General features: G+C 74.7%; 21 protein-coding genes. 12 read left to right on the top strand and 9 right to left on the bottom strand.

The features are described from left to right. Positions 1-68 precede the first annotated feature (68 nt). The gene (locus ACFYPH_RS14930) at positions 69-518 is read left to right on the top strand and encodes a hypothetical protein (RefSeq protein WP_354860132.1); all 450 of its coding nucleotides are present in this window, start codon (positions 69-71) and stop codon (positions 516-518) included. On the opposite strand, the gene ACFYPH_RS14935 is transcribed toward ACFYPH_RS14930, so the two are convergent. Further along, the gene (locus ACFYPH_RS14935) at positions 515-724 is read right to left on the bottom strand and encodes a hypothetical protein (protein ID WP_354860130.1); all 210 of its coding nucleotides are present in this window, start codon (positions 722-724) and stop codon (positions 515-517) included. The genes ACFYPH_RS14930 and ACFYPH_RS14935 overlap by 4 nt on opposite strands. A gap of 157 nt (positions 725-881) precedes the next feature. On the opposite strand from ACFYPH_RS14935, the gene ACFYPH_RS14940 reads away from it, so the two are divergent. Beyond that, entirely contained in the window at positions 882-2,249 is a 1,368-nt protein-coding gene (locus ACFYPH_RS14940; RefSeq protein WP_387182034.1) for an MFS transporter, read from the top strand. Here the strand turns inward: ACFYPH_RS14940 and ACFYPH_RS14945 are convergent. From ACFYPH_RS14945 to ACFYPH_RS14960, 4 genes are all read right to left on the bottom strand, one after another. After that, positions 2,204-2,461, bottom strand: coding sequence for a hypothetical protein (locus tag ACFYPH_RS14945; RefSeq protein WP_354860125.1), 258 nt, complete (start codon positions 2,459-2,461; stop codon positions 2,204-2,206). The genes ACFYPH_RS14940 and ACFYPH_RS14945 overlap by 46 nt on opposite strands. Before the next feature lie 108 nt (positions 2,462-2,569). Beyond that, positions 2,570-3,031, bottom strand: a complete 462-nt coding sequence (locus tag ACFYPH_RS14950; protein ID WP_387182038.1) for an SRPBCC family protein — start codon at positions 3,029-3,031, stop codon at positions 2,570-2,572. Between the two features lie 52 nt (positions 3,032-3,083). After that, positions 3,084-3,500 (bottom strand): DUF2795 domain-containing protein, encoded by a 417-nt coding sequence (locus ACFYPH_RS14955; RefSeq protein ID WP_354860120.1) that lies wholly within the window; start codon positions 3,498-3,500, stop codon positions 3,084-3,086. A gap of 154 nt (positions 3,501-3,654) precedes the next feature. Beyond that, the gene (locus tag ACFYPH_RS14960; protein WP_354860119.1) at positions 3,655-4,641 is read right to left on the bottom strand and encodes a YihY/virulence factor BrkB family protein; all 987 of its coding nucleotides are present in this window, start codon (positions 4,639-4,641) and stop codon (positions 3,655-3,657) included. A gap of 189 nt (positions 4,642-4,830) precedes the next feature. Here ACFYPH_RS14960 and ACFYPH_RS14965 point away from each other — a divergent pair, with 189 nt between their 5' ends. Then, positions 4,831-5,232, top strand: coding sequence for a ChaB family protein (locus tag ACFYPH_RS14965; protein WP_354860117.1), 402 nt, complete (start codon positions 4,831-4,833; stop codon positions 5,230-5,232). Positions 5,233-5,285: 53 nt separating this feature from the next. Here the strand turns inward: ACFYPH_RS14965 and ACFYPH_RS14970 are convergent, their stop codons facing one another. Continuing rightward, complete coding sequence (locus ACFYPH_RS14970; RefSeq protein WP_387182042.1) at positions 5,286-6,719, bottom strand: aldehyde dehydrogenase family protein; 1,434 nt, start codon at positions 6,717-6,719, stop codon at positions 5,286-5,288. 72 nt (positions 6,720-6,791) lie between these two features. Between ACFYPH_RS14970 and ACFYPH_RS14975 the strand changes: the two genes are divergently transcribed. Continuing rightward, positions 6,792-8,402 (top strand): phytoene desaturase family protein, encoded by a 1,611-nt coding sequence (locus tag ACFYPH_RS14975; protein WP_387182045.1) that lies wholly within the window; start codon positions 6,792-6,794, stop codon positions 8,400-8,402. Positions 8,403-8,478: 76 nt separating this feature from the next. Here the strand turns inward: ACFYPH_RS14975 and ACFYPH_RS14980 are convergent, their stop codons facing one another. Both ACFYPH_RS14980 and ACFYPH_RS14985 read right to left on the bottom strand, forming a co-directional pair. After that, positions 8,479-9,246, bottom strand: coding sequence for a polyprenol monophosphomannose synthase (locus ACFYPH_RS14980; RefSeq protein ID WP_355136243.1), 768 nt, complete (start codon positions 9,244-9,246; stop codon positions 8,479-8,481). Positions 9,247-9,441: 195 nt separating this feature from the next. Beyond that, positions 9,442-9,888: an SRPBCC family protein gene (locus tag ACFYPH_RS14985; protein ID WP_355136245.1), complete on the bottom strand. Its 447-nt coding sequence runs from the start codon at positions 9,886-9,888 to the stop codon at positions 9,442-9,444. A 155-nt stretch (positions 9,889-10,043) separates the two neighbouring features. Between ACFYPH_RS14985 and ACFYPH_RS14990 the strand changes: the two genes are divergently transcribed. From ACFYPH_RS14990 to ACFYPH_RS15025, 8 genes are read left to right on the top strand one after another with little or no spacing between them, the layout of a single operon-like run. Next, positions 10,044-11,717: an HAD-IIIA family hydrolase gene (locus ACFYPH_RS14990; protein WP_387182048.1), complete on the top strand. Its 1,674-nt coding sequence runs from the start codon at positions 10,044-10,046 to the stop codon at positions 11,715-11,717. Further along, positions 11,714-12,688 carry a glycosyltransferase gene (locus ACFYPH_RS14995; protein WP_355136247.1) on the top strand — a complete coding sequence of 325 codons (975 nt, stop codon included), beginning with the start codon at positions 11,714-11,716 and terminating at the stop codon, positions 12,686-12,688. The genes ACFYPH_RS14990 and ACFYPH_RS14995 overlap by 4 nt, the downstream gene beginning before the upstream one ends. Continuing rightward, positions 12,673-13,890, top strand: coding sequence for a glycosyltransferase (locus tag ACFYPH_RS15000; protein WP_387182052.1), 1,218 nt, complete (start codon positions 12,673-12,675; stop codon positions 13,888-13,890). Before ACFYPH_RS14995 ends, ACFYPH_RS15000 begins: the two co-directional genes overlap by 16 nt. Beyond that, the gene (locus ACFYPH_RS15005; protein ID WP_354861001.1) at positions 13,887-14,594 is read left to right on the top strand and encodes an SIS domain-containing protein; all 708 of its coding nucleotides are present in this window, start codon (positions 13,887-13,889) and stop codon (positions 14,592-14,594) included. Before ACFYPH_RS15000 ends, ACFYPH_RS15005 begins: the two co-directional genes overlap by 4 nt. 16 nt (positions 14,595-14,610) lie before the next feature. Then, entirely contained in the window at positions 14,611-16,128 is a 1,518-nt protein-coding gene (locus tag ACFYPH_RS15010; RefSeq protein WP_387182055.1) for a PfkB family carbohydrate kinase, read from the top strand. After that, positions 16,125-16,826, top strand: a complete 702-nt coding sequence (locus tag ACFYPH_RS15015; RefSeq protein WP_387182058.1) for an SDR family oxidoreductase — start codon at positions 16,125-16,127, stop codon at positions 16,824-16,826. Before ACFYPH_RS15010 ends, ACFYPH_RS15015 begins: the two co-directional genes overlap by 4 nt. Beyond that, positions 16,823-17,776, top strand: a complete 954-nt coding sequence (locus tag ACFYPH_RS15020; protein ID WP_387182061.1) for a glycosyltransferase family 9 protein — start codon at positions 16,823-16,825, stop codon at positions 17,774-17,776. Before ACFYPH_RS15015 ends, ACFYPH_RS15020 begins: the two co-directional genes overlap by 4 nt. Beyond that, positions 17,760-18,743: a DNA topoisomerase IB gene (locus tag ACFYPH_RS15025; protein ID WP_355136257.1), complete on the top strand. Its 984-nt coding sequence runs from the start codon at positions 17,760-17,762 to the stop codon at positions 18,741-18,743. Before ACFYPH_RS15020 ends, ACFYPH_RS15025 begins: the two co-directional genes overlap by 17 nt. Before the next feature lie 168 nt (positions 18,744-18,911). Here the strand turns inward: ACFYPH_RS15025 and ACFYPH_RS15030 are convergent, their stop codons facing one another. Then, a complete protein-coding gene (locus ACFYPH_RS15030) occupies positions 18,912-19,946 on the bottom strand; it encodes a helix-turn-helix domain-containing protein (RefSeq protein ID WP_355136259.1) in 1,035 nt (344 codons plus the stop codon). Positions 19,947-19,954: the final 8 nt, after the last annotated feature.

Here is a 19,954-nt window from a genome sequence, read left to right on the forward strand (position 1 = left end):
GGGACGGCGCAGCCCGGCACAGAGCACGGACGGCGCCGGGTGGGGCGGCAGACAGCAGGGAGGCACCGATGGGGGAACCGACGGACGGGCCGGACGAGCGGCACCGGCGGCCGGCAGGGGTGAGCGACGAGACGGTCGCGGCGCTGGGCAAGCTCAGCGAGGCGCTGGAGTGCGTGGAACGGGCCCGTGGGCACCTGTACTCGCTGCACCAGTTGATCGGGCACGCCGACCTGATGCTCGACGACGCGGTGGAGCAGTTCCGCGCCGCCGGACATCCACACATCGCCGAACGTATCGACGCCGAACTGCTCGGCCGCAACGTGATTGCCGGCCGGTGGACGTTCCAGATCGTCGAGGACTTCGACGACGGCTACCACGCGCTGTTCCGCGAACTGGACCGGCAGGCCCGTGACGAGTTGGTGGGCGGGCGACGCCATCTGTTCGAGGCGGAGATGAAGGAGCGCCGCCGCACCCGGGGCCGACCGGGACACGAGGCCCGGCCGGTCGGCGAGGGCTAGTCGCCGGTCGCGTTGGCCGGCCGACGCCGGGCGGCGTCGTCGGCGATGATCACGGTCGCCACCATGAGCGCGACGCAGAGGCTGAACAGCCAGGACTCGTCGGAGACGAGCCAGGCCGACACGGGCGCCTGCAGCGCGGCGAGCAGGAAGCCGAGCCAGGCGAGGCGGCGCTGACGCGTGGAGAGGATTCCGGAGCCTTGATGCATCCCGAAATTCTTACGCGAACTGGCCCCTTTGCCGTCCTCCGATCGGCCGATTCTGGCTGAGCTGTCCGCATTCTCAACCGTCCGGACACCAGTTCTTGTCGCGGCGCACGGGCGGCTCCCGCCGCCGGTAAGGTGCGCTGCGGCAGGATGGGGTCCCGTGTCCACCTCGCCCGCGCCGCCCCGCGCCACGCTGCTCCTGCTGGCCTATCTCGCGTTCGTCAGCCTCGGCCTGCCCGACGGACTGCTCGGCGTCGGCTGGCCGTCGATCCGCGCGGACTTCGGCGTACCCACCGAGGCGGTCGGACTGCTGCTCACCGCAGGCACGGTCGGCTATCTCGCCTCCAGCGTGCTGGCCGGGTTCACGCTGGCCCGCCTCGGCGTGGGCGCGCTGCTCGCCGGCAGCACCCTGCTGGCCAGCCTGGCGCTGACCGGCTACGCCGTGAGCCCCGGGCTGGCCGTGCTCGTGGGCTGCGCGCTGGTGCTCGGGCTGGGCTCCGGTGCGATCGACTCCGGGCTCAACGCGTACGCCGCCGGGGCCTTCGGCCCGCGACACATGAACTGGCTGCACGCCTTCTTCGGCCTCGGCGTGGCGATCGGGCCACTGATCATGACGGCGGCGCTCAGCGCCGGGCTGGCCTGGCGGTGGGGGTACGGCATCGTGGCCGGCGCCCAACTCGCTCTCGCCACCGCGTTCGCGCTCACCGTACGCGCGTGGCAGCGTCGCGCTCCCGCTCCCGAGCCGGGCGTGGGGACGACCGACGCCGCGCCCGCGGTCCGGGTGCCGGTCCTGGCCACGCTGCGGCTGCCGGCGGTCTGGTCCGGGGCACTGGCCTTCGCGCTGTACGTCGCCATCGAGGTGTCCGCCGGACTCTGGGCGTTCCTGCTGCTCACCCAGGGGCGCGGCCTGAGCGCCGCCGTGGCGGGCGGCTGCGTCTCCGCGTACTGGGGCAGCCTCTTCGTCGGCCGGGTGGTCCAGGGCGTGGTCGCCGAGCGGCTGGGGCCCCGGCTGGTGTTGCGGGTCAGCCTGGGCGGCATGGCCCTCGGTGCGGCGCTGATAGCGGTGCCCGGGTCGGCCGTGCTGGCCGTGCTCGGCCTGGTCGTGCTGGGGTTCGCCGCCGCGCCGGTGTTCCCCCTGCTCACCCTCACCACCGCCGACCGGGTCGGCGCGGCGCACGCGGACCGGGCCATCGGGTTGCAGATCGGTGCCGCCGGTGTCGGCGCGGCGCTCGTCCCGACAGGCCTCGGCGTGCTGATCAGCAACGTGTCGGTGCAGGTGCTCGGCCCGGCCCTGGTGGTGCTCGCGCTGGCGTTGATCGTGCTCTACGAACTGGGCGCCCGCCGGCCCGCCGCCGGAAGCGGGCCGGAGCAGCCCGGCCCCGGCTCCGATGCGTCCGGGTTCGCAGCGGCCGGGCCCGCCGCGTCCGAGCCCGCCGCGTCCGGGGCGCCGGCCCAGTCCCGGACCGCTCTGCCCGACGCGGACTATCCGTTGTCCGGTCCGGTCCGGCCGGTCGTCGACGGGCGGTAGGCGCGCTGCGGGTCGGTCGGCTCCCGCCCGGCGCCCTCGGCCTCTCCGCCACGGTCGGCCGCCGCGGGCCCGTGCCCGAAGGCGGCCTCCTCACCGGCGTCGTTGCCGGTCACGTCGTCGGCCTGCCCGTCGATGCTGGAGCCCGCCACGGCGCGCTCCAACTCCTCCAGCGGAAGCCGTTCCTCGTCGCGCCACACCCTGTCGTCCGTCATGACTTCAGCCGTACCCGGGCGCGATGATCGCAAACGGGTACCAGCCGGCCCGAGACACGACGATGGCCGCCGGGAACTCCGGCGGCCATCCTCGGTCGGTTCGCGGGATCACGGCTGCGGGCGGTCCACCGAGCCACGCCAGGCGCCGGTCTCCTGACCGCGCCGCTCGATGAACGTCTTGAACCGCTCCAGATCGCCCTTGGCCCGCCGGTCGACGATGCCGAGCTTGTCGCCGGCCTGCTCGACCACCCCGTGCGGCTCGAACTCGAGCTGGAGGGTGACCCGGGTCTTGCCCTCGTCCAGGCGGTGGAAGGTCACCACACCGGCCTGCTGGGTGCCGCCGGTGGAGCGCCAGGCGACCCGCTCGTCGGGCAGCTGCTCGGTGATCTCGGCGTCGAACTCGCGCTTCACGCCGGCGATGTCCACCGTCCAGTGGGTCATCGTCTCGGAGAGCTGCCGGACCTCCTGCACGCCCTCCATGAACTGGGGGAACTCCTCGAACTGCGTCCACTGGTCGTACGCGGTGCGCACGGGTACGGAGACCTCGACGTGTTCGGTGACGCCACTCATCAGGAACCCTCCTCTGGTCGCGGGTGATGGCCGGATCGGGGGACGATCCTGCTCACCAGCGAGTTGTCTCGTTCTTGTTGCCGAGCGCGGCCCACACCTCGGAGACCGTCTGGTACTCGGTGCCCTCGGGCAGCCGCTCCAGCGCCGCCACGATGTCGTCGGGCGCCTCGTTCTCCCGGGCGCTGGCGATGAGCACCAGTCGGTCGCCGGGCAGCGCGCTCATGGAGATGAACCGGCCGAGCCGGCTGCGCTGCTCGACGTCGGTGGAACTCATCCCCTGCGGCGTGCCGGTGCGCAGGTCGCCCGCCGGTGCCGTGGTGGTCTCCGGCTGGTCCTCGCCGGCCGGTTCCGGCACCCGGGACTCGTCGACCCGAGAGCCACCGGTCCCCGGCCCCTGCACGAGGCCGCTGACCTCCTGGCTCATCTGCTCGTCGATCCTCGGTCCGTGCTTGCTGTTGCCACGCTCCATGCCTTCTGCGCTACCCGGCACCCCGCCCGGTAAACCGGCACCGCGTCACGAACCGGCCCCCGGGCCGGACATCCGGGCGGACAACCGGCGCGGAGATCCAGCGCGGACATCCGGGCGGACAACCGGCGCGGACATCCGGGCGGACAACCGGCCCTCAGGAAGCGGCCGCCTTCCGCGGTGGCAGCACCGGCTCCGCCGGGTCCGGATCGCCCGCCTGCAACTGCCGGCCGCGCTGCACCTCGGCGTTGATCTGCACCCCGAGCATCAGGGCGGAGTTGGACAGGTAGAGCCAGACCAGGAACGCGATGGCCGCGCCCAGGCTCCCGTACGTCGTGTTGTACGAGGCGAACTTGGCCACGTAGAGGCCGAAGCCGAAGGAGACCGCCGCCCAGGAGACCAGGGCCACCGCGCCGCCGGGGGTGAGCCAGCGGAAGCGGGGCTGGCGCACGTTCGGGGCGATCCAGAACAGCAGGGACAGCAGCACCGCCATGACTATGGCGAGCACCGGCCACTTCGCCACGCTCCACACCGTCCGGGCCAGGCCGCCGGCGTGGATCAGGTCGCCGACCGCGTCGGTGACCGGGCCGCTGACGATCAGCGCGAGGGCGACCACCGCGAGCAGCACCAACGTCACCGCGGCCAAGCCGATCTGCACCGGCCGCAGCTTCCAGACCGGCCGACCCTCGGTCACCCCGTAGATCGCGTTGGAGGCACGGGTGAACGCCCCGATGAAGCCCGACGCCGACCACAGCGCGCCGAGCAGACCGAAACTCAGCAGCACCTTCACGTTGCTCTGCTGAACCACCACGGCCCGGATCACCCCGACCACGCCGCCGTCCTTGTCAGCCACCACCGATCCGGCACCCACCTGCTTGGCGAGGTCGACAACCGTGTCCAGGGTCCGCTCGCCGTCGGAGACCAGACCGACCAGGGCCACCACCACGATGGCGGACGGAAAGAGCGCCAGCACCCCGTAGTAGGTGAGTGCGGCGGCCCAGTCGGAGCAGTTGTCGTTGACGAAGTTCGTCACGCTGCGCACCAGCACCCCGCGCCAGGTCCGCCAGCTCAGCTGCCGCATCCGCCGGGGCACCGGCGCACCCGGCGTGTCGGCGCGCGTCGTACCGGGCTCCGTGGTCGTCATGCCCGCTCCCTGTTCCCCGGCCACCGGATGACCGGTCATCCGGTCGGGCCTGGCCCGGCCGGTACCCGAAGCGGGAAATCGACAAACCCGGGGCCGACGCCGCCGTGGTGCGGCCCCGCCCGCGACGCGTTTGCCACCCCGCCCGCGGGGAACGGTGACAGTGATTCTGTCGACACGGAGGAGGACGAGATGCCCGGGCGCGAGGACCTGCCCAGCACGCTGCGACGCTCCCCGGACAAGGCGCAGCGGACCTGGGAGAAGACACACGACTCGGCGGTGGAGACCTACGGCGAGGGCGAGCGGTCGCACCGCACCGCCTTCGCGGCGGTGAAGCACCAGTTCGAGAAGGTGGGCGACCACTGGGAGCCGAAGGGCCGTAAGGGCCCGAGCGACCGGCAGGCCGCTGGCGGCGGCCCGGAGCGGCGCGCACCCACCGCCGGTGGGGTGGACGCCAACGCCAGCAAGGACCACCTCATGTCGGTGGCCCGCAAGCTGGACGTACCCGGTCGGTCGAGCATGACCAAGCCGGAGCTGGTCACGGCCATCGAGAAGGCCAACGACCGGGCCACCCGCAAGGCTCGCGGCGACTGACCCACGCACAGCGTGCTACGGGCGGACGCCACCCCGGCCTCCGCCCGTAGCGTTCACCAGTGACCGCCGCCGGGCGCCTCGATGTGCACCGCCTTCGTGGCGCTGAACTCGTCCAGCAGCTCCGGGCCGTACCCGAAGCCCTGCCCGCTGGCCCGGCGCGGATGCGCGGCACCGCCGGGCGCCCCGCCGAACACCGAGTTGACTTTCACGGTGCCCACCGGCAGTTCCCGCCACGCCCGCTGCGCATGGCTCATCGACGCGGTCAGCACCGTCGCGGCCAGCCCGTACTCCGAGTCCGCCGCGCAGGTCAGCGCCTCGTCGAAGGAGTCGACCACCACCACCGGGGCGACCGGCCCGAACGTCTCCTCCCGTACCAGCACCATGTCGTGCCGGCAGTCGGTGACCACGGTCGCCGGGTAGTACGCCCCGGGCCCGTCCGGCACCTCCCCACCGGTACGCACCCGCGCGCCGGCCGCCGCCGCCGCGCTCACCTGCCCGTGCACGTGGTCGCGGTGCCGCCGGTCGACGAGCGGGCCCAGCTCGGTGCCCGGGTCCCGACCCGGCCCGACCCGCAGTGCGCCGGCCCGCCGCACCAGCGCCGCCACGAAGTCGTCGGCCACCTCCCGGTGTACGTAGATCCGTTCCACCGCGACGCAGATCTGCCCGGCGTTCGCGAACGCCCCGAGCGCGGCCTGCTCCGCCGCCCAGTCGGGGTCGACACCCGCGTCGACGACCAACGGGTCGCTGCCGCCGTTCTCCAGCAGCACCTTCGCGCCGGTACGGGCCGCGGCGGCGGCGATCTTCCGCCCGGTGGCTGTGGAACCGACGTGCGCGACCACGTCCACGTCCTGTGTGGCCAGTGCCGCGCCGACCTCCGGACCACCGGTGAGCAGGGACAGCACCCCGGCCGGCAGCGCCGCGTCCAGGGCGCGCGTCAGCAGCCAACCCGTCGCCGGCGTTCGCTCGCTGGGCTTGTAGAGCACCACGTTGCCGGTGACCAGGGCCGCGCCGAGCAGTCCGCAGGACACCGCCACCGGGTCGTTCCAGGGGGTGATGACGGCGACCACGCCCCGGGGCTGGGGCGTCATGAAGTCCACCGCGTCCGTCGCGCCGTTCAGCGTCCGCCCGCCGCGTAGCGGGGCCAGCTCCGCGTACTGTCGCAGGGTGCCGATCCCCGCCTCGACGCCGCCGCGGGCGTCCGCGAGCGGCTTGCCCATCTCCGCGGTGACCGCCGCCGCCAGCTCGTCGGTGACGGCCGCGACCGCGTCCGCGGCCCGGTGCAGCGCCGCCGCCCGCTCCGCCGGCGCGGTCGCCGCCCACTGCGCGGTCGCGTCCCGCGCCGCCTGGGCCGCCTTGCCGACCTCGTCGGCCGTGGCGACCGGCACGGAGCTGACCGGTTCGCCGTCCGCCGGATCGTGGACGACCAGCTCGCCGCCGGCCCCGCCCGCGCCCCACACCCCGCCCACCAGCTGCGCAACCGTGTACATGCGGCGCTGGATGCCCCGGCCCCGGCGAGACAAACGCGTTTCGCCCGGTTGCGCGCCGGGTAGGCGGATCGGGTGACTACCACCGGCGCGCAGAGCGCGGACGCCGTCGTCGTCGGCGCCGGGCACAACGGCCTGGTCGCGGCGAACCTGCTGGCCGACGCCGGTTGGGACGTGGTGGTGCTGGAGGCGACCGCCGTACCCGGCGGCGCGGTGCAGTCCGCCGAGGTGACCGCCCCGGGCTACCTGAGCGACCTCTACAGCTCGTTCTACCCCCTGGGGTACGCCTCGCCGGTGCTGAACGGCCTCGACCTGGGCCGGTACGGGCTGTCCTGGCGGCACGCCCCGGACGTGCTGGCACACCTGCTGCCCGACGGCCGGGCGGCGGTGATCAACCGGGATCCGGACGTCACGGCTGCCTCGCTGGAGCAGTTCGCCCCCGGCGACGGGAAGCGCTGGCTGAACGCGTACACCGACTGGCTCGACGTGGCCGAGCCGATGCTCACCACCATCACCACGCCGTTCCCCCCGGTGCGCGGCGGCCTGGGCCTGCTGCGCCGGCTGCGGGTCGCGGGCGCCCTGCGGCTGGCCCGCCGACTCGTGGTGCCGGTGCGCAAGCTCGGCGACGAGCTGTTCGATGGTCCGGGCGGGCCGGCGCTGCTCGCCGGCTGCGCCCTGCACACCGACCTGTCGCCCGAGGAGGCCGGCTCCGGCGTGTACGGCTGGCTGCTGGCCATGCTCGGCCAGCAGGTTGGCTGGCCGGTGCCCGACGGCGGCGCGCGGCAGATCACCAACGCGCTGGTGGCCCGCCTGTCCGAGCGCGGTGGCCGCATCCTCTACGGCGCGCGGGTCGACCGGGTGCTCACCGCGCGCGGCCGGGCGATGGGCGTCCGCACCGAGGGCGGCGCGCTGTGGCGGGCCCGCCGGGCTGTCCTCGCCGACGTGCCGGCCCCGGCCCTCTACCTCGACCTGGTCGGGGCTTCGGTGCTGCCGTCGCGGCTGGTCGAGGACCTGGCGCACTTCCGGTGGGACGGCTCGACGCTGAAGGTGGACTGGGCGCTCTCCGCTCCGGTGCCGTGGACCAACCGGGAGGTCGCCGGCGCCGGCACCGTGCATCTCGGCGCGGACCTCGACGGGCTGACCCGCTACGCCGGCGAGCTCGCCCGCGGCGAACTGCCCCGCGACCCGTTCCTGCTGGTCGGGCAGATGTCCGTGGCCGACCCGAGCCACTCACCGCCGGGCACCGAGTCGCTGTGGTCGTACACCCACCTGCCGTTCCGGCGGGACTGGCGGGCTGAGGAGATCGCTGGGCACGTGCAGCGCATGGAGGACGTGCTGGAGGCGGCGGCCCCGGGCTTCCGGCAGCTCATCGTGGGACGGCACGTGGCCGGGCCCGCCGAGCTGGAGAAGGGCGACCCGAGCCTGGTCGGGGGCGCGCTCGGCGGGGGCACCGCCGCCGCGTACCAGCAGCTGTTCCTGCGCCCGATTCCCGGCCTGGGCCGGGCGGACACCCCGGTGGACCGGCTCTTTCTGGCCAGCTCGTCGGCGCACCCGGGCGGTGGGGTGCACGGCGCACCGGGCGCGAACGCGGCCCGCGCGGCCCTGGCCCGCGACCGTGCCCTGACCGGCGCCGCCTACGCGGCGGCGATCGCCACCGCCCACCGGGCCGTCTACCCCCCGACCTGATGCGGTGATCAAGAGGTTTGCGTCAGATTCCGGCTCGCCGGTGACGCAAACCTCTTGATCACCGCTGGGGGCGGGGTCAGTTGGTGATGTTGCGGTGTTTGCTGCGCAGGCGGAACGGCATCAGCGCGCTCTCGACCTTGGTCGCCGTGGTCATCTTGGAGACGCCGTCGCGCCGCTCCTCGAAGCGGATCGGGACCTCCAGGATCGTGTGGCCCAGCTTGGTCGCCAGGTAGTGCATCTCGACCTGGAAGCTGTAGCCGTTGGACTGCACGCGGTGCAGGCCGATGTCCTTCAGCGCGTCGGCCCGCCAGATCTTGAAACCGGCGGTCAGGTCCCGGATGCGCACCCGCAGCAGCGTGTGCACGTAGAGGTTCGCCCATCCGCTGAGTGCGCGCCGGTACAGCGGCCAGTTCTCGTCCAGCTCGCCACCGGGCACGTACCGGGAGCCGATCACCACGCCGGCCTGGGTGGAGAGCAGCGCGCCCAGCATCCCCGGCAGCGCCTCCGGCGGGTGCGACAGGTCGGCGTCCATCTGTGCCACGAACTCGGCGCCGCCATCGAGAGCCCGGGTCATCCCGTCGACGTACGCCCGGCCCAGGCCCTCCTTGCCGGCCCGGTGCATCACCTCGATCCGCTCCGGATACTCGATGGCCAGCTTGTCGGCCACCTCGCCGGTGCCGTCGGGGGAGTTGTCGTCGGCGACGAGGATGCGCAGCCCCGGCAGCGGCAGCGCGAGCAGCCGCTCGACCAGCGCCGGGAGGTTGCCCGCCTCGTTGTAGGTGGGCACGACGACGGTCAGGTGTGCGTCTCGCCACGGCGACGGCAGTTGGACGGGCTCGATCATGTCGGACATCCTCGGTTTGCGGACAGGGCTACCTGAGAGGGTAGCCAGTTGCCCGATCCGGATTGAAAAGGCTCCCCGTCGATCGGGCCGGCCGCAGGTGGCGGCGCGCTCAGCGCAGGCGACGGGCCATCGCGGTGAGGGCCATCGCGCGGCCCACACCGGCGCTCGCGCCGGTCACCACCACCGTCTGCCCCGTCACCGGGAGCCCTTCTGCCGGGTGGCGATGTCGGAGAGCCGGTCCAGCGTCTCCCGGTTGCGCAGGTGCAGCACCAGGTCGTTGATCTTGTTGCGGATCCAGCGCAGCGGGCCGGCCGCGAAGTCCTCACCGAGGCGGACGCGGGTGGCGTCGCCGTCGACCGGCTCCAGGGTGAACGCCACGATCGCCTCGCCGGCCGGCCACAGGCCGGCGCGCAGCACCAGCCGGTGCGGCGGCTCGCAGGCCAGCACCGTCGAGGCGTCCTGCAACGAGAACGGCCACGGCCCGGCCCGGTGGTGCAGTTGGCTGCCCACCCGTGGCCAGGCGTCGTCCACGTCGCGCACGTGCGCGGTCCCGACCACCCAGTCGCTGTACGTCCACCCGTCGGCCAGCACGTCGAACACCCGCTGCGGGGGAGCGTCGATTACTTTCTCCACTATCGCCACTGGGCTCCCATACCCGCCTCGCGACGGAGGTTAACGGGCCGGCGGGTTAGCTTCTCGGAAGCGGCGGGTAAGGCCGACCGGGGCACCGCCGCCGGCGTTGGCCCACGGCGCCGACGACGACGTTTACTCCTCGGGGCGCCGGGAACCCGCCGGCTGTGCGACAGGACCAGGAGGATCCGTATCAGCGCAGGTCAGCCCGGGTTTACGCCGGTGTTGGCCGGGCTGGCCACGGGCCTGCTGAACCCCCCGGGGGAGTCCTGTACGACGCGGTCCTGCTCGACCGCGACGGCACGCTGATCGAGGATGTGCCGTACAACGGCGACCCGGAGAAGGTCCGTCCGGTCCCGGGGGCGCGGGCGGCGCTGGACCGGCTGCGGGCCGCCGGGTTGCGCCTGGCGGTGGTGACCAACCAGTCGGGTCTGGCCCGGGGCTACTTCAGCGAGGAGCAGATGCGGGCGGTGCATGCCCGCGTGGAGGAGCTGCTGGGTGGCTTCGACGCCTGGCTGGTCTGCCCGCACGACGACTCCGACCGATGCGACTGCCGTAAACCGGCGCCCGGTCTGGTGCACGCCGCCGCCCGCGAGCTGGGCACGAGCGCGTCGCGCTGTGTGCTGGTGGGTGACATCGGCCGCGACGTGGACGCGGCACTGGCCGCCGGTGCGGCCGGGGTGCTGGTGCCCACCCCGGTGACCCGACCGGAGGAGATCGCCGCCGCCGGCTGGGTGGCCGCGGACCTGCCCTCGGCGGTGGACGAGATCCTGCGCCGCCAGCGGGCCGTGCAACCCGCCGAGGCCGGCGAGCGGGTGGGCACGGCGTTGGTGGTGCGCTCGGATTCGGCCGGGGACGTGCTCGTCACCGGGCCGGCGATCCGCGCCGTCGCGGCCGGCGCGCGGCGGGTGGTGCTGCTCTGCGGGCCCCGTGGACGCGCCGCCGCCGAGCTGCTGCCCGGCGTCGACGAGATCATCGAGCACCCGCTGCCGTGGATCGACCCCGCGCCGGCGCCGATCGACCCGGACGCCATGCGGGGCCTGACCGCCCGTCTCGCCGCCGTCGGCGCGGACGAGGCGGTGGTGTTCACGTCGTTCCACCAGTCCGCCCTGCCGCTCGCGTTGCTGCTGCGGATGGCCGGGATCAACCGGATCGCCGCGATCAGCGACGACTACCCGGGCTCCCTGGTGGACATCCGCCACCGGGTGCCGGTGGGCGTCCCCGAACCCGAGCGGGCGCTCTCCCTCGCCGCCGCCGCCGGCTACCGGCTGCCGGTCGGCGACGAACCCGTGCTCCGGCTCCGGGGCGACACCGTGGCACTGCGCCCGGCCGCTGCCGGTGACCCCGGTTACGTGGTGCTGCACCCCGGGTCGGCCGCGTCGAGCCGGGCCTGCCCGACCGAGCTGGCGGCGCGGATCGCCGCGGCGCTGACCGCCGCCGGGCATCGGGTGCTGGTCACCGGCGGGCCCGACGAGCGTACGGTCACCGCCCGGGTCGCGGCGGCGGGCGGCACCGACCTGGGCGGCCGGACCGACCTGGCCGGGCTGGCCGCGCTCGTCGCGGACGCCGCCGCCGTGGTGGTCGGCAACACCGGGCCCGCGCACCTGGCCGCCGCGGCCGGGGTGCCGGTCGTGAGCCTCTTCGCGCCGACCGTCCCTTTCGGGCAGTGGGGGCCCTACCGGGTGCCCACCGTCCGGCTCGGCGACGCGGGCGCGCCCTGCCGTGACACCCGGGCGGCCAGCTGCCCGGTCCCGGGGCACCCGTGCCTCAGCGGCCTCGACCCGGCCGAGGTGGTCGAGGCGGTACGCACGCTCGTGCCCAGCGGTGGTGGCAACCGATGAACATCCTGCTCTGGCACGTGCACGGCTCCTGGACCACGTCCTTCGTGCACGGCAGCCACCGCTACCTGATCCCCACCACACCCGACCGTGGTCCGTACGGCCTCGGCCGGGCCCGCACCTACCCGTGGCCGGACAGCGCCGTCGAGGTGGCCCCCGACGACCTGCCCGGCAGCGACGTCGACCTGGTCGTCCTGCAACGTCCAGAGGAGATCGACCTGGCCGAGCAGTGGCTCGGGCGGCGCCCCGGGCGTGATGTGCCCGCCATCTACGTCGAGCACAACACCCCCAAGGGCGACGTGCCGAACACCCGCCACCCGATGGCCGACCGCGCCGACCTGCTCGTCGCCCACGTCACCGGGTTCAACCAGATCTTCTGGGACACCGGCGCGACCCGCACCAGGGTGGTCGATCACGGCATCGTCGCGCCGACCGTGTCGTACACGGGTGAACTGGACCGGCTCGCCGTGGTGATCAACGAACCGGTGCGGCGGGGCCGGGTGACCGGCACGGACCTGCTGCCCGAGTTCGCCGAGATCGCGCCGCTGGACGTGTTCGGCATGGGCGTCGCGGGTCTCGCCGACCATCTCGGGCTGTCCGCCGACCGGCTCACCAGCCACGACGACGTACCCCAGGACCGGATGCACGCCGAGCTGGCCCGCCGGCGCGCGTACCTGCACCTGTGCCGCTGGACCTCCCTCGGGCTCAGCCTCATCGAGGCGATGACGATCGGCATGCCGGTCGTCGCGCTCGCCACCACCGAGGCGGTGACCGCGGTGCCACCGGAGGCGGGGGCGCTCGCCACCCGGATGGACACCCTGCTCGACGCCGCCCGCCGGTTCATCGCCGAGCCGGCGGCCGCACGTCAGGCCGGCGTGGCGGCACGGGCCGCCGCGCGGGACAGGTACGGCCTCGACCGTTTCCTCGCTGACTGGGACCGGCTGCTGGAGGAGGAAGTATGCGGATCGCGATGATCTCGGAGCACGCCAGCCCGCTCGCCATCCTCGGAGGCGAGGACGCCGGCGGCCAGAACACGCACGTCGCCGAGCTGTCAGCCGCGCTCGCCGCCGCCGGGCACGAGGTGCGGGTCTACACCCGCCGCGACGCCCTCGACCTGCCGGTGACCGTGCGCGCCCCGGACGGGTACGACGTGGTGCACGTGCCGGCCGGTCCGGCCGAGCCGGTCGCAAAGGACGCGTTGCTGCCGCACATGCGCGAGTTCAGCCGCTGGCTCATCGAGCGGTGGCGCGGCGGGGACTGGACGCCCGAGGTGATCCACGCGCACTTCTGGATGAGTGGCCTGGCCGCGTTGACCGCCGGTCGGCAGACCGGGGTGCCGGTGGTGCAGACGTACCACGCGCTGGGCACGGTCAAGCGCCGCTACCAGGGCGTGCAGGACACCAGCCCGGCCCGGCGCATCTCCTACGAGCGGGAACTGGGCCGCTCGGTGGACCGGGTGGTCGCCCAGTGCCGCGACGAGGTCGGAGAGCTGGTCCGGATGGGCGTGCCCCGGTCCCGGATGACCGTCGTGCCCTCCGGGGTCAACCTCGCCTCGTTCTCCCCGCTCGGGCCGGTCGCCGACCGTGAGCCGGTCCGAGCCCGGATCCTGACCGTGGGCCGGCTGGTCGAGCGCAAGGGTTTCCAGACGGTGGTCCGCGCCATGGCGCTGGTGCCCGACGCCGAGTGTGTGGTGGTCGGCGGCCCGCCCGAGGGGCTGCTGGAGACCGACCCGTACGCCCGCAGGCTGCGCGCCCTGGCCGAGTCGTGCGGGGTCGCCGACCGGGTGCACCTCGTCGGCGCGGTGCCCCGGGAGGAGATGGGCCGCTGGTACCGCTCGGCGGACCTGCTGGTCGCCGCGCCCTGGTACGAGCCGTTCGGGTTGACCCCGCTGGAGGCGATGGCGTGCGGCGTGCCGGTCGTCGGCACCGCCGTGGGCGGCATCCGCGACACCGTCGTCGACGGCACGACCGGCGACCTCGTACCGGCCCGGGACCCGCAGGCCCTCGCCGCCGCGATCCAGCGGCTGCTCGACGACCGGATCCGCCGCTTCCGGTACGCCACGGCGGCGCGCGAGCGGGCCCGGTCGCGCTACTCCTGGGAGGCCACCGCCGAACGCCTGGCCGAGGTCTACGGCGAGGTCGCCGCCGTGCGCCGGCCGACCCGGGTGGTGGCCTGATGCCGGCGGGCAGCCCGCTCGACGTGCACCTGACCAACCTCGCCGCGGCACTGGCGCCGTACCGCCGGTGTGAACCGCAACTGGCGCGCTGGGGCGCGGCCCTCGCGCACCGGCTGGCCGGCGGCGGACGGCTGCTCGTCGCCGGCAACGGTGGCAGCGCCGCCGAGGCCCAGCACCTCACCGCCGAGCTGGTGGGCAAGCTGCACGACGACCGCCAGCCCCTGTCGGCCATCGCCCTGCACGCCGAGACCAGCGCGGTGACCGCCATCGCCAACGACTACGGCTACGGCGATGTTTACGCCCGTCAGGTCCGCGCCCACGGCCGGCCCGGCGACGTCCTGTTGCTGCTCAGCACCAGCGGCACCAGCCTCAACCTGCTCACCGCCGCGCACGCGGCGCGCGACGCCGGCCTGACCACGTGGGCACTCACCGGGCCCGCTCCCAACCCGCTCGCCGACGCCTGCGACGAGGTGCTCGCCGTGCCGTCGGCAGACACCCAGGTCGTCCAGGAGCTGCATCTCGTCACCAGCCACCTGATCTGCGAGTACCTCGAACAGGAACTGCCCGCCGCGCTGGCCGTGACCGGGGCCGCCGCGGGCGTGCCCGCCGAGCCGGCACCGGCCGGTCGGCTCGCGTCCGGGCCGGTGCGGACCGGGGTCGAGGTGGTGCTCGACGGCGGGGCCGGACAGCAGGTCGACGCGTGAGGATGAGGGGGAAAGCGTGAGGGGACCCGTGGTGGTGGTCGGGGACACCCTGCTCGACCGGGACGTGGAAGGGGTGGTGAACCGCCTCTGCCCGGACTCCCCGGTGCCGGTGCTCGACGAGACCTCGGCCGTCGACCGACCCGGCGGCGCCGGCCTCGCCGCGGTCTTCGCGGCCGCGCAGGGCGCCGAGGTGGTGCTGATCACCGCCCTCGCCGACGACGCCGGGGGCGCGCGGCTCAGCGCGCTGCTCGCCGCGGCCGGCGTGCAGGTGTACCCGCTGAGCCTGTCCGGCGCGACCCCGGAGAAGATCCGGCTGCGGGCCCGGGGCCGGGTGCTGCTGCGTCACGACCGTGGCGGCGCCTCCGGCGAGCCGGGTCAGCCCTCCGATGAGGTGCTGCGGGTGCTCGCCGCGGCGTCGGCGGTGCTGGTCAGCGACTACGGCCGGGGAGTGGCCCGCCAGCCCGCGCTGCGCGCCGCGCTGGCCGCCACCCGCGCGCCGGTCGTCTGGGACCCGCACCCGCGCGGCCCGGCCGCGGTGCCCGGGGTGCACCTGGTCACCCCGAACGAGTCGGAGGTACGCGAGCTGGTCTCCGCGCTGCCCGGCGCGTCCCGGCTGGCCACCGCGTCCCGGGGTGCGCAGGGGCTGCGGCGGCGGTGGCGGGCGGGCGCGGTCGCGGTGACGTTGGGCGGGGACGGCGCGTTGCTCTGCCACGCCGGGTCGACGCCGCTTGTGGTGCCCACCCCGGGCAGCGCCGAGGGCGACACCTGTGGGGCCGGTGACCGGTTCGCCGCCGCCGCCAGTCTCGCGCTGGCCGAGGGCGCGCTGGTCTCCGAGGCGGTGCAGGCGGCGGTCGCCGAGGCGTCCGCGTACGTGGCGGGTGGGGGAGTGGCCACGGCGCTGCCGCCACCGGAGCAGCCGTTTCCGCGCGTCCTGCGGGCGGGGTCGAACCGCGGACCGGCGAGCGGGCACGGGGTCGCCGGCCCGGGGCATGAGCGGGTGGGCATCGCGGCGGTCGCCACGCTGCTCGCCGAGGTGCGGGGTGCCGGCGGCACCGTGGTGGCCACCGGAGGCTGCTTCGACCTGCTGCACGCCGGGCACGTGGCCACCCTGCAGGCCGCCCGGCAGCTCGGCGACTGCCTGATCGTCTGCGTGAACTCCGACACCAGCGTGACCGGGCTGAAGGGGCCGGACCGGCCGGTCATGTCCGAGGGTGATCGGGCCCGGCTGCTGGCCGCGCTGAGCTGCGTCGACGCCGTCCTCGTCTTCGACGAGCCGACGCCGGAGGCGGTGCTGTCCTGGCTGCGCCCCGATGTCTGGGTCAAGGGCGGCGACTACGCGACCGGCGGCCCAGACGCGGCCGGGCTCCCCGAGGCGGAGGTCCTGCGCCGCTGGGGCGGGAACACGGTGGTGGTGCCGTACCTGGACGGTCGTTCCACAAGTGACCTGATCACCCGTTCGGCCGGCGGGCAGTCCCCCGGCCTGGGCGGACGCACGCAGCAGCCGGTGTCGACGACGCGGGAGCGCAGCCGATGACCGCCACGAGGTCCGGCGCCGGGCCCACCGTCCTGGTCACCGGCGGCTCCAGCGGGCTCGGCGCGGCGGTGGTCGCGGCGGTGGTCGCCGCCGGTGGCCGTCCGCTCGTGCTGGACCGGCAGGCGCCGGTCGACGGCGTGTCCTGGACCGAGTGCGACCTCGCCGACACCCGCGCCGCAGAGGTGGCCACCCAGCACCTCGCCGAGCAGGCCGGCGGCCTGGACGCGGTGGTCACGGCCGCCGGCATGGACGTGCCGGGTCGGCTCGCCGACGTGCCGGGGGAGATCTGGGATCGGATCGTCGCCGTGGACCTGCTGGCCACCGCCGCGGTGATCCGGGCCGCGCTGCCGTTCCTGCAGACCTCTCGGGGCCGCATCGTCACGGTCGCCTCGACCCTGGGGGTCAAGGCGGTCAGCGACGCCACCGCGTACTGCGCGGCGAAGTTCGGCGTGGTCGGGTTCACCCGCGCCCTGGCCGCCGAGCTCGCCGGCCAGGTCGGGGTCACCCTGCTCATTCCCGGCGGGATGCGTACCGCGTTCTTCGACGAGCGCGACCCGCAGTACAAGCCGGGGCCGGACGCCATCCTCAACGACCCCGTCGACACGGCCGCGGCGGTCATGTTCGCGCTCAACCAGCCGCCCGGCTGCGCGGTGCGCGAGATGGTGGTCTGCGCCGAGCAGGAGACGTCGTACCCGTGATCCTCGTGCTGCGCGCCCTCGGCGTCGGCGACCTGGTCACCGCGGTGCCCGCGCTGCGGGCGCTGCGGGCCGCGTACCCCGGTAGGGAGCTGGCGCTCGCCGCGCCCGGCGGCCTGGCCCCGCTGGTCGACCTGGTCGGGGGCGTCGACCGGCTGGTGGACACCGCCGGGCTGGACGGGCCGTCCTGGCCCGGCCCCGCCCCGCAGGTCGCGGTGAATCTGCACGGACGCGGCCCACAGTCGCATCGGCTGCTGGCCGCCGCCCGTCCGGGGCGGCTGCTCGCCTTCGCGAACGCCGCCGCCGGGTTCGGCGACGGGCCGCGGTGGGTCGACGACGAGCACGAGGTGGACCGCTGGTGCCGGCTGCTGTCCTGGTACGACATCCCGACCGACCGCCGTGACCTCGGCCTGCGTCGGCCCGGAAAGGCCGGCCGACCCGCCGGCGCCACCCTGCTGCATCCGGGCAGCAAGGTCCCCGCCAAGCGGTGGCCCGCCGAACGGTTCGCGGCCCTGGCCCGGGCGCTCGACGAACGGGGGCACCGGGTGCTGGTCACCGGCTCGGCCGACGAACGCGCGCTGGCCGCTCGGGTCGCCGACGCGGCCGGCCTCGCGCCGGCCGCCGTGCTGGCCGGCCGGACCGACCTCGGCGCGCTGGCCGCGCTGGTCGCCGACGCCCGGCTGGTGGTCAGCGGGGACACCGGCGTGGCCCACCTGGCCACCGCGTACGGGACCCCGTCGGTGGTGCTCTTCGGGCCGGTGCCTCCGGCGGCGTGGGGGCCACCGCCGGACCGGCCCCGACACCGGGCGCTGTGGGCCGGTGCGGGGGATTGGCGCAGGTGGGACGGGGTAGGGAGCCACCCGACACTGACGGCCCTGCGCCTCGACGAGGTGCTGGCCGCCGTGGACGAGGTGGAAAGGGCGGTGCGGGTCTCCGGTGCGGTTGCGGCGTAGCGACCCGGGTCGGCCCGGTTACGGGCGACGCCGGCGCGGTAAGGGCTGGACCTTCGTCGATCCGGGGGGTGCGGTCGTGCGGGATCCCGCGACCCTGGCGCGGCTGCGGGAGCTGGTGATCCCCCCGGCCTGGCAGGACGTGTGGATCGCGCCGCACGCGAACGGGCACATCCAGGCGACCGGCATCGACGCGGCCGGACGCAAGCAGTACGTCTACCACCCGGTGTGGCGCGAGAAGCAGGACGCGGCGAAGTTCGACCACATGCTGGAGGTGGCCCGGCGGTTGCCGGGGCTGCGGGATCGGGTGGGACAGGACCTGGGCGGGCGAGGGCTGGGTCGGGACCGGGTGCTGGCGACCGTGACCCGACTGCTCGACATGGGGATGTTCCGGGTCGGCAGCGACCAGTACGCGGCCGGCGACGACCCGACGTTCGGGGTGTCCACCCTGCGCCCGGAGCACGCCCGCAGACGCGGCGGCTGCGTGGTCTTCGAGTTCCCCGCCAAGGGCGGTATCGAGCAGGTGCGCCGGATCGAGGACCCGGAGTTGTGCGAGGTGCTGGTCAACCTGCGCCGGCGTCGCCGGCGGGCGGACCGGCTGTTCGGCTACTGGGACGGCCGGGAGTGGCGCGACGTACGCAGTGACGAGGTCAACGGCTACCTGCGCGACGCCAGTGGCGGCGAGATGACCGCCAAGGACTTCCGCACCTGGCATGCCACGGTGCTGGCCGCCGCGGAGTTGGCCGCGGCCGACCCGGCCCGCTCGGCCACCGCCCGGCGCAGGGCGGTGGCGGCGGTGATGCGTGCGGTGGCCGAGCTGCTGGGCAACACGCCGACGGTGGCGCGGACGTCCTACGTGGACCCCCGGGTCGTCGACCTCTACCACGACGGAGTGGTGGCGCCGGTGGACCCGGGTGCGCCGCGCGAGGAGATCGAGCGGGTCGTGTTGGACCTGTTGGCGAAGGCCTGACCGGCCCCGCCGACGATCCTGGGGGGGAAGCGACGGGGCCGGGGCCTCGGCCCGGGGGCGACACCGGGCGGCCGCCCGCCGCGTCCCGCGGCGGGCGCCTCGCCACGGCCCCCGTTCGTGGCCGCTGTCGAGCCCGGTGCACGGGCGCCGCCTCGGCCACGTCGGTCGTCAGTCTGCCCCGGACGAGTTGACTCTGGACGCCAGGCGGTTGACGGGCCGCGCCGCAAGTGCGTCGCCGTCGCGACACGCCTGCGGGCTCACCCCGTACGCCGCCCGGAACACGCGACTGAAGTGGGCCTTGTCCCCGAACCCCCAGCGCGCGGCGATGACCTGCACGGGCTGGGTCCGCAGCGTCGGGTCGGTCAGGTCACGCCGGCACCGGTCCAGCCGAAGGTCCCGGATGTACGACGCCACAGTGGAGTTCTCGGCCTCGAAGAGGCGGTGCAGTGTGCGCAGCGAGATGTGGTGGGCGTCCGCGACGACCTGTGGGCTGAGCGTCGCGTCGCCGAGGTGGCGGTGGACGTACGCCTGCACCTGGGCGACCAGCGCCCGGCGGCGGACCTCGGTCGGCACCGCGTCCTCGGCGACCAGGTGCCGGCCGAGCATGGTGGTGGCCAGGTCCAGCCCCACCGCGCCGAGCCGGCCGGCGTCGGCGGCGTGGTACTGCTCGGGGTGCCCGGTCACCTGGAGCAGGAACTGCGCCAGCAGCGCACCGAGCCCCTCGCTGCCGGACATCCGGCCGCCGTAGAGCGCGGCCATCCGCTGGGGTGGCAGCGGCAGCGCGGCGTGCGGGATCAGCGTGATGATCGAGGTGGCCTGGGTCCGTTGCGGCTCGGTCGAGTGGTGGCAGACGTCGTGTTCGCGGGAGGCGTCGTAGAAGGTGAACTCGCCGGCCAGGATCTCGCTGCGGCGACCGTCCTGACTGGACGTGCCGACGCCACCGGTGGTGAGGGCGAGCACGTAGAGCTCCGGGTCCGAGCGGCGGACCAGCTTGCGGGTGCGGGTGGCGTCCAGTGACGGGTACTGGTACTCGACCAGTTGGATCGCGCCGAGGTCGACGAAGTCGGCCCGGGCGGCGAAGTCGGCCGTGTGCGCGGACCGGATCCGCAACGGCGCGGAGGTGCGCGCCACCAGGTCCAGCCACATGCCGAACCGTTCACCGGGTGGCAGGACGGTGGTGTCGACGGTCTCTCTGGGAAGCATCGGCGTCG

This window comes from Micromonospora sp. NPDC005252 (genome assembly GCF_042872475.1).
Classification (GTDB): domain Bacteria; phylum Actinomycetota; class Actinomycetes; order Mycobacteriales; family Micromonosporaceae; genus Micromonospora.

Excerpts from the sequence above, each read along its gene's own strand:
- ACFYPH_RS14930 (WP_354860132.1), top strand. The coding sequence starts at position 69 with ATGGGGGAACCGACGGACGGGCCGGACGAGCGGCACCGGCGGCCGGCA.
- ACFYPH_RS14935 (WP_354860130.1), bottom strand. The coding sequence starts at position 724 with ATGCATCAAGGCTCCGGAATCCTCTCCACGCGTCAGCGCCGCCTCGCC.
- ACFYPH_RS14945 (WP_354860125.1), bottom strand. The coding sequence starts at position 2,461 with ATGACGGACGACAGGGTGTGGCGCGACGAGGAACGGCTTCCGCTGGAG.
- ACFYPH_RS14950 (WP_387182038.1), bottom strand. The coding sequence starts at position 3,031 with ATGAGTGGCGTCACCGAACACGTCGAGGTCTCCGTACCCGTGCGCACC.
- ACFYPH_RS14955 (WP_354860120.1), bottom strand. The coding sequence starts at position 3,500 with ATGGAGCGTGGCAACAGCAAGCACGGACCGAGGATCGACGAGCAGATG.
- ACFYPH_RS14960 (WP_354860119.1), bottom strand. The coding sequence starts at position 4,641 with ATGACGACCACGGAGCCCGGTACGACGCGCGCCGACACGCCGGGTGCG.
- ACFYPH_RS14965 (WP_354860117.1), top strand. The coding sequence starts at position 4,831 with ATGCCCGGGCGCGAGGACCTGCCCAGCACGCTGCGACGCTCCCCGGAC.
- ACFYPH_RS14970 (WP_387182042.1), bottom strand. The coding sequence starts at position 6,719 with ATGTACACGGTTGCGCAGCTGGTGGGCGGGGTGTGGGGCGCGGGCGGG.
- ACFYPH_RS14980 (WP_355136243.1), bottom strand. The coding sequence starts at position 9,246 with ATGATCGAGCCCGTCCAACTGCCGTCGCCGTGGCGAGACGCACACCTG.
- ACFYPH_RS14995 (WP_355136247.1), top strand. The coding sequence starts at position 11,714 with ATGAACATCCTGCTCTGGCACGTGCACGGCTCCTGGACCACGTCCTTC.
- ACFYPH_RS15000 (WP_387182052.1), top strand. The coding sequence starts at position 12,673 with ATGCGGATCGCGATGATCTCGGAGCACGCCAGCCCGCTCGCCATCCTC.
- ACFYPH_RS15015 (WP_387182058.1), top strand. The coding sequence starts at position 16,125 with ATGACCGCCACGAGGTCCGGCGCCGGGCCCACCGTCCTGGTCACCGGC.
- ACFYPH_RS15030 (WP_355136259.1), bottom strand. The coding sequence starts at position 19,946 with ATGCTTCCCAGAGAGACCGTCGACACCACCGTCCTGCCACCCGGTGAA.